Consider the following 12,824-nt stretch of genomic DNA (forward strand, 5'->3'; position numbering starts at 1 on the left):
TAATGTGATGATGGACACAGAATGTGCCGCTTTAAGGAGCTGGGAAAAATGAAAGAAACTAAATTTGATGGATACAACTTAAAACCGTTTATTATAGATGCAGTTCACCGCCTTGGTTTTTATGAACCGACAGATATTCAAAAGCGGCTGATACCCGCCGTGCTGAAAAACGAAAGCGTGATCGGGCAGTCCCAGACGGGGACGGGGAAAACCCACGCCTATTTATTGCCAATTTTGAATCGGATTGATCCGGGTTCTGATACGGTGCAGGCTGTTATCACGGCGCCGACGAGAGAGCTTGCCAATCAGATTCATCAGGAAGCGCTCAAAATCACACAGGGTGCGGAAGATGAGCCGATCCGGACAAAATGTTTCATCGGAGGGACGGACAAGCAAAAATCAATTGATAAGCTGAAAACACAGCCTCATCTCGTCGTCGGAACGCCGGGCCGGATCGCGGATCTGATTAAGGCGCAGGCATTGAACGTCTATAAAGCGCAGTCTCTCGTCATTGACGAAGCAGATCTGATGCTTGACATGGGCTTTTTAGAAGATGTTGATTATATCGGATCGCGGATGCCGGAAGAACTTCAGATGCTTGTGTTCTCAGCTACGATTCCGGAAAAGCTGAAGCCGTTTTTGAAAAAGTATATGGAAAATCCGAAGTACGCGCATGTTGAGCCGAAAAGAATCACAGCCGAAAAGATTGAACATGTTTTGGTTCCTTCTAAACAGCGTGATAAAGACAAGCTGCTTTTTGATATGATGTCTCATCTGAATCCTTATCTGGGCATTGTGTTTGCCAATACGAAAAACACGGCTGACCATATTGCGAAATACCTGACTGAAAAGGGCATGAGGATCGGTCTTCTGCATGGGGGATTAACGCCGCGTGAGCGTAAGAAGGTAATGAAGCAGATTAATGATCTGGAATTCACTTATGTCATTGCGACAGACCTTGCGGCAAGAGGAATTGACATTAAAGGCGTAAGCCATGTCATCAACTATGAGCTTCCGGACGATCTGGATTTTTATGTTCACCGCGTCGGGAGAACCGCACGCGCCGGTTCATCAGGCCAAGCACTGACCATTTATGAGCTTTCTGACGAAGATGCGCTCGTAAGACTCGAAAAGATGGGTATTGTGTTTGACTATGCGGAGCTTGTAAACGGCGAATGGAAGAAAGGCGATGACCGCCACCGCCGCAAAAAACGCAAAAAATCGGAGAATGAGGCCGACCAAATGGCGAAGCGCCTCGTGAAAAAACCGAAAAAAGTGAAGCCGGGCTATAAAAAGAAAATGAGCTACGAAATGGAAAAGATAAAAAGAAAGCAGAGAAGAAACAAATCTAACAAAGGAAAGTAGGGGACTCGGGTTGCTGAAAATAGGTTCACACGTCTCAATGAGCGGAAAACATATGCTCCTTGCCGCAAGCAAGGAAGCTGTTTCGTACGGGGCGAATACATTTATGATCTATACGGGCGCTCCCCAAAACACGCGCCGCAAAAAAATTGAAGACTTGAATATCGAAGCGGGCCGCGCCCATATGAAGGAAAACGGCATCGATGAGGTTGTCGTGCATGCGCCGTACATCATTAACATCGGAAATACGACAAATCCGGCAACGTTTGAGCTGGGTGTTGATTTTCTGCGTTCTGAAATTGAAAGAACGGCAGCGATCGGCGCGAAACAGATCGTACTTCATCCGGGAGCGCATGTCGGAGCCGGGGCTGAGACGGGCATCAAAAAAATCATTGAAGGGCTAAACGAAGTGATTGTTCCCGGTCAAAACGTGCAGATTGCGCTGGAGACAATGGCGGGCAAAGGATCAGAATGCGGAAGAAGCTTTGAAGAGCTGGCCGAGATCATTTCGGGGGTTACGCATAATGAACATCTATCCGTCTGCTTTGACACTTGCCACACCCATGACGCCGGGTATGATGTCGCCAATGATTTTGACGGTGTTCTTAACGAGTTTGATAAAATCGTCGGCATCGATCGGATAAAAGTCCTTCATGTGAATGACAGTAAAAATATTAAAGGCGCCCGGAAAGACCGCCATGAAAATATCGGGTTCGGAGAGATCGGTTTTGACGCTCTGCAGTACATCGTTCATCACGAGCAGCTTGCCGATATTCCGAAAATCCTCGAAACACCGTATGTAGGCGAAGACAAGAAAAATAAGAAGCCGCCGTACCGTTTTGAAATCGAAATGCTGAAAGAAAAGCAGTTTGATCAGGAGCTTCTTGAAAAAATATCAGCTCAATAAAAAAGGAGGGGGAATTGCCCCTCCTTTTTTACCCCGAGAATTGATTGAAAAGTTCGTCAACTTTCCGAGCCGTTTCTTTTGAGGTTATCGTTTCCACTTTTTTCAGCAGGCGAAGCCGCTCCTGTTCATCAAAAATATTGATGTTTTTTCCGTGCATCAGAGCCGCTACCTCAGCCGCTTGACTTCTCGTAATGCTGATCCCGTATTGCTTGGAATATTTCAGAAGATCGTCCGCAGTGACTTGATTGAGCCGCTGCAAAATAATTCTTTGTATTAAAATCATCGATACTTTCACCTCTTTAGACATAATGTATTGAGCAAATCATTAAAATGTTACGGCTTTTAATGGTAAAATGAAGTTGCTTACTGTTTAAAATAGTTATTACAGGAAAGGAGATTTTATGACCCCAAATAAACAGCATAAAAGAGAGTCATTTTTACACTTTATCTTCAGGGTCATTATGATTCTGATCGGGGCGGGTTCAGCCGCTGTAAGTATTGAATTGTTTCTGGTCCCTAATAATTTTATCGACGGAGGCATTATCGGTGTTTCATTAATTTTAGACCACCTCTTTATGTCCAATCCCCTCCTCAATTTCGCCTTATTCGTTGTGTTACTCAACATTCCATTTATGATTTTCGGATATAAATATATCGGAAAAACATTTCTCATCTCTACTGTTATCGGAATTGTCGGTTTAGCGCTGATTGAATCCTCCTTGCACCATGTGGAGGCCATTACGACCCAGCCTATTTTGGCGACGGTATTCGGCGGGCTTTTGCTCGGTTTCGGGGTAGGCCTTGTCATCCGAAACGGAGGCTCGATGGACGGTACTGAAATACTCGGTATCCTTCTCACAAAAAAGCTGCCCTTCTCAGTCGGAGAATTCGTTATGCTCATCAATGTGTTTATTTTTATTTGGGCCGGTTTTGTGTTCGGTCCGGAGCAGGCGATGTATTCTTTCATGACTTATTATATTGCCATGAAAACGATTGACGCCGTCATCCAGGGGCTTGATGAAACAAAAGCGGTCATTATTGTGGCAGATCAGTATGGCGAAATTTCAGACGCAATCTTGCATCGGCTTGGAAGGGGAACCACCAAGCTTCAGGGAAAAGGCGGATATACGGATGAATCCAAAGAAGTCATTTACGCGGTCGTGACAAGGCTTGAAGTGACTAAATTGAAATCCATTGTGTTTGAAATTGATAAAAACGCCTTTATTACGATCATGAATACCCATGAAACGAGGGGCGGTAAGTTCAAAACCGCGATTCACTAGGCTTTCATTTACTTTTCATCATTTTATAGGTATAATTTGATACATCATAAGAAAATGGCCTGCTGTTCAGACAGCTGCCATTTTCTTTTTGGAGCGATACCGTGTTGTAAAGGGGAGGTCCTCATGAACGTACAAGAAGCGTTGAACCTGCTGAAAGAAAAAGGGTATAAATATACGAGTAAGCGAGAAGACATGCTGCAGCTTTTTGCTGATTCTGATAAATATCTGACCGCCAAAAACGTGCTTGCCGCATTAAATGACGACTATCCGGGTCTGAGTTTTGATACCATATACCGAAATCTTTCGTTATATGAAGAACTCGGCATTTTGGAAACGACGGAGCTTTCCGGAGAAAAACTGTTCCGTTTTACATGCTCTTATACCCATCATCATCACCATTTTATCTGTTTAACCTGCGGGAAAACGAAGGAAATTGAGTCCTGTCCGATGGATAAGCTGCACGATGATTTGGAAGGGTATGAAATCAGCGGCCATAAGTTTGAAATTTACGGCACCTGTCCGGCGTGCCGATAAAAAACCTCCTGCTATATACAGGAGGTTTTTTTCAGCTTTTAACATGCTGAAAGCTGTGTTTGTTTTTATTAATCCAGGCGACGGCTTCAAGCCAATTCTGCACCCTGATAATATTGGAATCGATGGGGAGCTGATTATATGGGGAGTTAAAAAGGATAACCGGAATGCCTGCTTCTTTTGCGATCATTGTCGCGTTGCCGTGGTGATCTTCGAAAAATAAATCAATGCCGTGTTTTTTGACAGCTTCCACTTTGTGATGGCCTCCGACAAGCTCAATGTGATCGTAATGAATGTCCCGGTTTGCAAACCAGTCCAGCGTAACATCTTCTAAGTGGCCGCGTCTTGCCGTAATGTAGATAAGACGGTGCTCTTCTTTCAGTCCGTCCAGTGCCTGCTTGGCAAATTCCGCGAGCTTCGCTTCTTTATATATGGCTGCTTCATGAACGTTCATCCATTCCCAAAATTCCTCGTCTGTAATGTTCAAAAGCTTCGTCAGATCATAATCAGTCATATCATCCAAGGTAATGGAAAGATGAAATGAGCGGTTTAAATAAGGGACAAATGTATCCTGTGCCGTAACTGTGCCGTCAATATCTATACCTAACCGTAACATGTCCACACTCCTATAGATTCATCCCTTCAAGTGTAACATAAACAATTAACAATACCAGAAAAGTTTAGCAAACATGAATCCGTAAAAAACGCGGAAACTAAAAAAGCTCCTTTCATAAAAGAAAAAGGGGGAATTGAAGGTGGCATACGATTACGAAAATCGAAAAGGCAACGACTATTACGTGGATCATGGATCGGAAGGAACCGATATCACGCGTGATGTTTATTCAGAAGAAACAGCGGCCGAAATCTCAGAGCCATATCGTGCTTCTGACCGGGCAGCAGACCGTGATGATAATCGGGACGGAGTAAGTGAAGGCCGGGGGATAGGGTATGCAGCATTGGCTATTTCTATCATTTCCCTGTTTGTGCTCCCTGTTTTATTAGGGGCATGCGGCATTATCGTCGGCTATATCGCCAGAAGAAGAGGAGCAGGCGCTTTAGGCGGATGGGCGATGGGAATCGGTATTGTTTCCCTTGTGCTTGGCATCTTCATTACACCGTTTTTTTAACACAACGCAAAAAAAAAGCTTGGCGGAATATCCGTCAAGCTTTTTGTGTTTCTTGTTCTGCTTTTGCTTTTTCCGCTTCAAGCTTTGCATAGTGTTCTTCTGCCAGCTTGTCGATTTCTTTTTTCAGCTCTTCGACCATTGTTTCTTCAGGGACTTTGCGGACGATTTGGCCTTTGCGGAAAAGAAGTCCTTCGCCGCGTGCGCCGGCAATCCCGATATCAGCTTCTCTTGCTTCGCCCGGTCCGTTAACGGCACATCCGAGAACCGCTACTTTAATCGGCGCTTTGACTTTAGAAATGTATTCTTCCACTTCATTTGCGATGCTGATGAGATCAATTTCGATCCGTCCGCATGTCGGGCATGAAATAAGCGTAGCCGCGTTTGAAGCAAGACCGAATGATTTCAGCAGTTCTCTGGCTACTTTTACTTCTTCAACAGGATCGGCGCTCAGAGAGATCCGGAGCGTGTTACCGATTCCTTTGCTTAAAATCGCTCCGAGTCCGGCCGCGCTTTTTACCGTTCCGGCAAACAGCGTGCCCGATTCTGTAATTCCGAGGTGAAGCGGATAATCAAATGCTTTTGACGCTTTTTCGTATGCTTCTATGGCGAGGTTGACGTCAGACGCTTTCATACTGACGATGATGTCATGAAAGTCAAGGTCTTCCAGGATTTTGATATGATGAAGCGCACTCTCAACCATTCCGTCAGCAGTCGGATAGCCGTATTTTTCTAAAATGCGCTTTTCCAAAGATCCCGCGTTTACGCCGATCCGGATCGGAATTCCTTTTTCTTTCGCCGCTTTTACGACGGCTTCCACTTTTTCGCGACGGCCGATGTTTCCCGGATTGATTCTGATTTTGTCGGCCCCGCCCTCAATTGCTTTTAATGCAAGCTTGTAGTCAAAATGAATATCGACAACGAGAGGGATGGAAATTTGTTTTTTGATGTCGGCAATCGCGTTAGCGGCGCGTTCGTCCGGACATGCCACCCGGACAATTTGGCAGCCGGCTTCGGCTAAACGGTTGATTTCCGCAACTGTTGCTTCTACGTCGTGTGTTTTGGTCGTCGTCATACTCTGAATGACGACTTCGTTATTTCCGCCTATTGTTAAAGGTCCCACTTTGACGGGACGCGTTTTTGTACGATGTGTGATTTCACTCACTTGTCAATCGCTCCTTAATTGTAGTTACCGCTTTTGCAGGCTGAGCCTTTTACATGTCAGGCAACTTCTATTTACATGTTATATTGTAACAGTGTATTTGCCGAACTGACAAGAAATTAACGTTTAATTGCGGTAGACGGGGAATTTATAAGCGGTGCCTGCCTGAATGGCGTTTGCTTTTACATTCGGATTCAGCGCTTCAAAATCTTGTGCAATATCATCTGGCGCTTTATGTGCGCCGACTATCGACATCACCGTATCGCCTTTTTTGACCGTAACCGTTCTGTATGAAGCTTCCTGTTGGGCTGGCTGTGCCGCCGCTGCGTATGCTGGAAGGTCTTGAGAAGGGATCGTGCCGATTTTAAGATCGTAAAAGATAATGAATATCACAAATAAACTGCCGAATACAAAAGTAAGCCGCTTCATTCCAACCGCCTCCCGCATACATTTTTACTTCATTGTATGCTTGTCCCATTTTGTTCATGACAAAAAAGAAGACCGCCGGGGGCAGTCTTTGTTATACATCTGTTTTACATCGCGGTATCTCTTTTAAGACGAGGAAAAGGATGATAAAGTTTACAAACCAATTCACTAAAAATTCACTCGGCACCGTAATAACAAGCGCGCGCATGATCGTAAAGAATACGGTCGAAAGTGTAATGGAATAAGCCGAAAGCTTCCAGAGCTGCTGGTAATTCAATGTCTTTCTTTGCGCATTTTTCAATATCAGGCCGATGACGGCGAGAAATGATACTTCAATGAATTTGCCTGCCGCTGTCATGATGAACAGCAAAACGGACAGGACGGTGACGATCATTGTTTTATTTTGGTTTAATGCTGATATGATTTCTTTTTTTGTGATATCGGCAGGCATCAGCGAATAATTCATTTCTGTCGCTTGTCCGTCTACAGCAAGCACCATTTTATTTTTCAAAATGCCGATCGCATTTTGTTTCGCCGCTATTTGTTTCGCGCCGTAAGCATCTGTGGGATCAAAGACGATGACGAACCCGTTCGCTTCCGTTTCCTTAGAGGCGGACGCTTTCGTCTGCAATTCTCCGTTTGAAATGCTGAAATCAGGGAAATCTTTCTTTAACACGGTTTTGAAACCGTTCATTGAGTTTACGGTGCCGGAGCAAAGGTAATAAGCGCTTGGCAGCGTAAAAAGGACAGACAGCAAAAATACATAAAGGATCGCTTTTCCTATCCCCTGAAACCGTGTTTTTGCAATATCTGCCGGAGAGTATGTACTTTTCAATAAAGCCGTAAATATGTTCAACATCTTCACTTCCTAGCCTAAACTGGTATATGTTGCTTATTGTATCGTTCACAGGGGATGAACACAAGTGAGAGTATTTAAAGCGGTGATAAGGAATCATACATATAAGATAAAGCGGGAAGCGGTGATCGCCCGCAAAACAAAGGAGGGTGTTTTTGTCATGAGTGTTTTGTATTGGCTGATTATCATTGCGGTCTTCGTCATTGCTTTTATCGGGCTTGTATATCCGGTGATTCCAAGCGTTATTTTTATTGTGGCCGGTTTTCTTCTCTACGGGTTTATGTTTTCCTTCAGTCCTTATTCCTACCTGTTTTGGCTCATTGAGGCGGTATTTGCGGCCGTTTTATTCGCAGCTGATTATGTGTCAAATTTACTTGGCGTTAAAAGGTACGGAGGAAGCAGGGCGGCAATCTGGGGAAGCACGATCGGATTATTGATCGGGCCCTTCGTTATTCCCGTGGCAGGCATTATATTAGGGCCGTTTATCGGTGCTGTCTGCGCTGAGGTGTTTGTTCATCAAAAGGATATCAAGTCCGCGGCAAAAGTGGGGCTCGGCTCGTTAATCGGTTTTTTAACAAGCGTGGCGGCAAAAGGCGTCATTCAGCTCTTTATGATCGGATATTTCTTATGGACGGTGCTTTAGAAAGGTTTAATTTCGGCAGGGAACGGATAAAGTGTAATATGTCTGCTGGAATCGCCGGATTGTGAGCTTTTTCATTGATTACCATGCTTTCTTTTGTTACATTGAGATTAGAAAAGTTCGCGTTAAGCGGCATTTCAGTACATATATTTAAAGGAGGAAAAAAATTATGGCTTACAAACTTCCAGAATTGCCTTACGCTTATGATGCTTTAGAACCTCATATCGATAAGGAAACGATGACGATTCATCATACGAAGCACCATAACACATACGTGACAAACCTCAACAAAGCGATCGAAGGATCAGCGCTTGCAGAGAAATCTGTAGATGAGCTTGTTGCTGATTTGAACGCAGTGCCGGAGGACATCCGCACAGCTGTCCGCAACAATGGCGGCGGACATGCCAACCACTCTTTATTCTGGACTCTTTTATCTCCGAACGGCGGAGGCGAACCGACTGGTGAGCTTGCTGAAGAGATCAAAAACACGTTCGGAAGCTTCGATCAATTTAAAGAAAAATTCGCCGGAGCAGCTGCCGGCCGTTTCGGTTCAGGCTGGGCTTGGCTTGTTGTAAACAACGGCAAACTTGAAATTACAAGCACGCCAAACCAAGATTCACCGCTTTCAGAGGGTAAAACACCTGTCCTCGGTCTTGATGTTTGGGAGCATGCGTACTACCTGAACTACCAAAACCGCCGTCCTGATTACATTTCAGCTTTCTGGAATGTTGTGAACTGGGATGAAGTTGCCCGTCTTTACAGCGAAGCAAAATAAATAGTTCGATCAAACAAGGTCTCCCGCGGGAGGCCTTGTTTTTTTATTGACTTTGAATCCTTTTACATATCTCAGTTTGAGTGAGACAAACTAATGTGTAGTAAAGGGGAGTCAATGATGAGCAAAATAAAAAAAATTATCGGCGACATCGAAATAAATAAAGGGCTGCTGCTGTTATTGACGATTGGCGGCCTTTACTCATTGGGCATCGCGCTGTCAAATACATTTGTCAACGTGTATTTGTGGAAGCAGTCGGGAAAATTTATTGATTTGGCCATATACAATTTGTCGGTCGTAACGATGCAGCCGGTTACCTTTCTTCTGGCGGGCCGGCTGGCTAAAAAAATCGACAGGGTGTTTATTCTCAGGTTCGGCGTTATCTTTTTGGCCGCTTTTTATTTAAGTGTGCTGCTTGCCGGAGAAACTGCGGCTTCCCGTCTCGTTTTGATAGGGGCCGTGCTCGGAGTTGGATACGGCTTTTACTGGCTGGCTTTTAATGTGCTGACGTTCGAAATTACGGAACCGGAAACGAGAGATTTTTTTAACGGGTTTTTAGGCATTTTGTCTTCATCGGCGGGCATGATCGGTCCGATTGTGGCCGGATATGTCATTTCAAGACTTGAAAACAATACGGGTTATACAATCATTTTCAGCCTGTCGCTCGGCTTATTTGCCCTTGCCGTGGTCATGAGCTTTTTTCTGAAGCGGAGGGAGTCGAAAGGCCGGTTTATGCTGAAAAAAGTTTTTGATGAGCGCCACACGAATCTGAATTGGCGCCGGATTACCAACGCGCACTTTTTTCAAGGCTTGAGAGAGGGGATTTTTGTTTTTTTAATCAGCGTATTTGTATTCATTGCGACAAACAGTGAGCTGGCGCTCGGAACATTCGGTCTCGTCAATTCCGCGGTTTCTTTTTTTGCCTATTATTTTGCATCAAGGCTCATCAAAAAAAGAGCGCGGAAAAAGGCGATTCTTATCGGCGGATTGATCTTGTACGGCGCCCTGTTTCTTATCATTTTTAAAATGAGCTTCACGACGCTCCTTTTGTACGGAGTGTTTATTGCGATCGGCTATCCAGTTCTGCTCGTGCCGTATGTCTCGCTTACATATGATGTGATAGGCCGGGCGCGGCTTGCCAGAAAAGCCAGAATTGAATACATTGTGCTCAGGGAGTTATTTTTAAATGCGGGCCGGATCGTTTCCATCCTTTGTTTCCTTGTAATCGTTACATTATTCAAGGAAAAAGTGGGAATACCGGCGGCGCTCGTGCTGCTCGGAGCCGGCCATCCGCTGATTTATTACTTTATAAAAGACATCAGACTGGATACGGAAACTTCTGATGAAACAGTAGAAGAAGACCGACAAAAACAGGCGGCGGAACCGAATTTTATAAAAGGAGAAAGATAAAAGGGTTATCTGTAGAAAAATATCGAAAAAACCTTTAGAATGAAAAATGGCACCTGAACAGAAGGTGTCATTTCTTTCTGTAAATAAGAAAAGGTGATGTCATGAGGAGAAATAAAAAGAAAATAGCTGTAAACAAAGAAAAGAAAAAATCACTGCCGATCCGGCTTAATTTTTTGTTTTTGGCCGCGTTTCTTATTTTCACTTGGATTATCGTCGAGCTTGGCATCAAGCAGATCGTTCAGGGTGATGATTATAAAAACGCCGCTAATAAGCAGGAGGAGTCTGATGTCAGCACGGCGGTTCCGAGAGGGAAAATATACGACCGGAACCTAAATCCCATCGTAACGAATAAAGCATTAAATGCGATTACATATACACGTTCAGCCTCAACCACCCAGGCGCAGCGTTTAAAAATCGCAAAAAAACTGTCGGGTATGATTAAGGTAAGCACCAAAAAGGTGACTGAGCGGGATAAAAAAGACTATTGGATGTTAACGAGGCCTGATGAAGCGAAAAAACTGATTACGGCCGAAGAAAAGCAAAAAGCTGAAGACAAAAAACTGTCTGAAGATGATTTATATCAGCTTCAGCTGAAACGTATCACAGACAAACAGCTGAATGAGCTCACTTCAAAAGATATGCAGATCCTTGCGATCAAAAGGCAGATGGATTCAGGCTACTCACTGACGCCTCAATACATCAAAAATGAAGGGGTGTCGGCAAAAGAAATGGCCGTCGTCAGCGAACATTTAGATGAACTGCCGGGAGTTGACGTGACGTCTGACTGGGAACGGTCTTATCCTTATAAAAGCCTGATCCGGACATTGCTCGGCAGTGTATCCAGTGCGAACGAAGGTCTTCCTTCCAATCTGCTGGATCACTATCTGTCACTCGGCTACAGCCGGAATGACAGGGTCGGAAAAAGCTATTTAGAATATCAATATGAAAGCCTGCTGCAGGGTCAAAAAGAGAAAGTGCAGAACTTAACCGACTCATCCGGAAATGTCACGGGCAGCAAAGTGATTTCAAAAGGACAGGCCGGCAAAGACCTTGTATTATCCATTGATATGGACCTGCAGAAATCCGTTGAAAAAATCATTGAGAAAAATTTAAGATCGGCAAAAGCGAGACCGAGCACGAAGCTTCTTGATCGGGCCTTCGTCGTCATGATGAACCCGAAAAACGGAGAAGTGCTGACGATGGCCGGCAAACAGATTACGAATGATCATGGAAAGTACAAAATTAATGATTATGCCCTCGGCGCAATGACTTCCTCCTACGCAATGGGATCGGCGGTCAAAGGAGCGACGGTGTTGACCGGACTGCAGACGGGCGCGATTAATTTGAACACCGTTTTCCAGGATGAACCTATGTATTTCAAGGGAAGTAAAAACCCGAAAAAATCATGGACGAATTTAGGTCCCGTAGATATCCAAAAAGCGCTTCAGGAATCCTCAAACGTGTTCATGTTCAAAACGGCGATTGCTGTCGGTAAAGGGGAGTACAAAAAAGGCCAGTCCCTGCCGCTTGATATGAAGGCATTCGATACTTTCAGATACTACTTCAATCAGTTCGGACTCGGAGTTAAGACGGGGATTGATCTTCCGAATGAAGCAACCGGGTACCAAGGGACACAGCGAATTTCCGGTCTTCTGTTAGACTTTGCCATCGGGCAGTATGATACGTTTACACCGCTGCAAATGGCGCAGTATGTATCAACGATCGCCAATGGAGGCTATCGTTTGAAACCTCAGCTTGTAAAAGAGGTCAGACAGCCTGATTCGAAAAAAGGAATCGGAGCCGTTGTAGAGTCTGTTCAGCCTCAAGTACTGAACAAGATTGATATGAATCATGCAGACATTAAAGAAGTGCAGGCAGGTTTCAGACGTGTCATGACAAAAGGGACAGCCGCAACTGATTTTGCGACGGCGACATACAGTCCTGCCGGTAAAACGGGTACGGCGCAATCTTTCTATGACGGTCCTGACAAATCAGAGACGGGTGAAGGAACGTATAATACGACTCTTGTCGCGTATGCACCTGCTGATAATCCGGAAGTGGCTATTTCTGTAGTCGTTCCTTGGGCCTATATTAATTACAGCGATCGATATTCGATTACGAATGATATAGGAAGAGCAGCTCTGGACAAATACTTCGAGCTGAAAAAGAAACAAGAAGATAATAATACGAAGCAGAAAAACGAAGATAAAATTCAGGAAGACGCTGAAAACGGCAATACAAGCAACTAACAGAAAAACGCTCACAACCTGTGAGCGTTTTTTTTATACAAAAAAACATCCGGATTTACAAAACCTTAACACTTGATTTATACGCATTTTACAAGAACCCTT

The 12,824-nt window shown here is 44.4% G+C and carries 14 protein-coding genes; 9 read left to right on the top strand and 5 right to left on the bottom strand.

Annotated elements, in window-relative coordinates:
* Positions 1-48: 48 nt before the first annotated feature.
* Both C5I45_RS07480 and C5I45_RS07485 read left to right on the top strand, forming a co-directional pair.
* A complete protein-coding gene (locus C5I45_RS07480) occupies positions 49-1,365 on the top strand; it encodes a DEAD/DEAH box helicase (RefSeq protein ID WP_003153010.1) in 1,317 nt (438 codons plus the stop codon).
* Between the two features lie 10 nt (positions 1,366-1,375).
* Positions 1,376-2,269, top strand: a complete 894-nt coding sequence (locus tag C5I45_RS07485; protein ID WP_063174749.1) for a deoxyribonuclease IV — start codon at positions 1,376-1,378, stop codon at positions 2,267-2,269.
* A gap of 28 nt (positions 2,270-2,297) precedes the next feature.
* On the opposite strand, the gene C5I45_RS07490 is transcribed toward C5I45_RS07485, so the two are convergent.
* Entirely contained in the window at positions 2,298-2,552 is a 255-nt protein-coding gene (locus C5I45_RS07490) for a DUF2624 domain-containing protein (RefSeq protein WP_003153013.1), read from the bottom strand.
* Between the two features lie 118 nt (positions 2,553-2,670).
* On the opposite strand from C5I45_RS07490, the gene C5I45_RS07495 reads away from it, so the two are divergent.
* Both C5I45_RS07495 and C5I45_RS07500 read left to right on the top strand, forming a co-directional pair.
* Positions 2,671-3,552, top strand: coding sequence for a YitT family protein (locus C5I45_RS07495; protein ID WP_107994306.1), 882 nt, complete (start codon positions 2,671-2,673; stop codon positions 3,550-3,552).
* Positions 3,553-3,675: 123 nt separating this feature from the next.
* The gene (locus C5I45_RS07500) at positions 3,676-4,086 is read left to right on the top strand and encodes a zinc uptake transcriptional repressor Zur (RefSeq protein WP_003153018.1); all 411 of its coding nucleotides are present in this window, start codon (positions 3,676-3,678) and stop codon (positions 4,084-4,086) included.
* Positions 4,087-4,117: 31 nt separating this feature from the next.
* Here the strand turns inward: C5I45_RS07500 and C5I45_RS07505 are convergent, their stop codons facing one another.
* Entirely contained in the window at positions 4,118-4,699 is a 582-nt protein-coding gene (locus C5I45_RS07505; protein ID WP_007408297.1) for a nucleotidase, read from the bottom strand.
* Positions 4,700-4,832: 133 nt separating this feature from the next.
* Here C5I45_RS07505 and C5I45_RS07510 point away from each other — a divergent pair, with 133 nt between their 5' ends.
* Positions 4,833-5,210, top strand: a complete 378-nt coding sequence (locus tag C5I45_RS07510) for a DUF308 domain-containing protein (protein ID WP_087920773.1) — start codon at positions 4,833-4,835, stop codon at positions 5,208-5,210.
* A 34-nt stretch (positions 5,211-5,244) separates the two neighbouring features.
* On the opposite strand, the gene ispG is transcribed toward C5I45_RS07510, so the two are convergent.
* The 3 genes from ispG to C5I45_RS07525 form a co-directional block, all read right to left on the bottom strand.
* A complete protein-coding gene (gene ispG / locus C5I45_RS07515) occupies positions 5,245-6,363 on the bottom strand; it encodes a flavodoxin-dependent (E)-4-hydroxy-3-methylbut-2-enyl-diphosphate synthase (RefSeq protein ID WP_169510269.1) in 1,119 nt (372 codons plus the stop codon).
* A 132-nt stretch (positions 6,364-6,495) separates the two neighbouring features.
* Positions 6,496-6,798 (bottom strand): LysM peptidoglycan-binding domain-containing protein, encoded by a 303-nt coding sequence (locus C5I45_RS07520; protein ID WP_003153022.1) that lies wholly within the window; start codon positions 6,796-6,798, stop codon positions 6,496-6,498.
* 91 nt (positions 6,799-6,889) lie between these two features.
* Positions 6,890-7,654 (bottom strand): DUF1189 domain-containing protein, encoded by a 765-nt coding sequence (locus C5I45_RS07525; protein ID WP_107994307.1) that lies wholly within the window; start codon positions 7,652-7,654, stop codon positions 6,890-6,892.
* Between the two features lie 157 nt (positions 7,655-7,811).
* Here C5I45_RS07525 and C5I45_RS07530 point away from each other — a divergent pair, with 157 nt between their 5' ends.
* From C5I45_RS07530 to pbpA, 4 genes are all read left to right on the top strand, one after another.
* The gene (locus tag C5I45_RS07530; RefSeq protein ID WP_003153024.1) at positions 7,812-8,294 is read left to right on the top strand and encodes a DUF456 domain-containing protein; all 483 of its coding nucleotides are present in this window, start codon (positions 7,812-7,814) and stop codon (positions 8,292-8,294) included.
* Between the two features lie 166 nt (positions 8,295-8,460).
* On the top strand, positions 8,461-9,066 hold the full coding sequence (gene sodA / locus C5I45_RS07535) for a superoxide dismutase SodA (RefSeq protein ID WP_107994308.1): 606 nt from the start codon (positions 8,461-8,463) through the stop codon (positions 9,064-9,066).
* A gap of 117 nt (positions 9,067-9,183) precedes the next feature.
* Positions 9,184-10,473 (top strand): MFS transporter, encoded by a 1,290-nt coding sequence (locus tag C5I45_RS07540; RefSeq protein ID WP_014305429.1) that lies wholly within the window; start codon positions 9,184-9,186, stop codon positions 10,471-10,473.
* 101 nt (positions 10,474-10,574) lie between these two features.
* Entirely contained in the window at positions 10,575-12,722 is a 2,148-nt protein-coding gene (gene pbpA, locus C5I45_RS07545; RefSeq protein WP_014305428.1) for a penicillin-binding protein 2A, read from the top strand.
* Positions 12,723-12,824 lie beyond the last annotated feature (102 nt).

Source organism: Bacillus sp. ZY-1-1 (assembly GCF_003047165.1).
Taxonomy (GTDB): domain Bacteria; phylum Bacillota; class Bacilli; order Bacillales; family Bacillaceae; genus Bacillus; species Bacillus velezensis.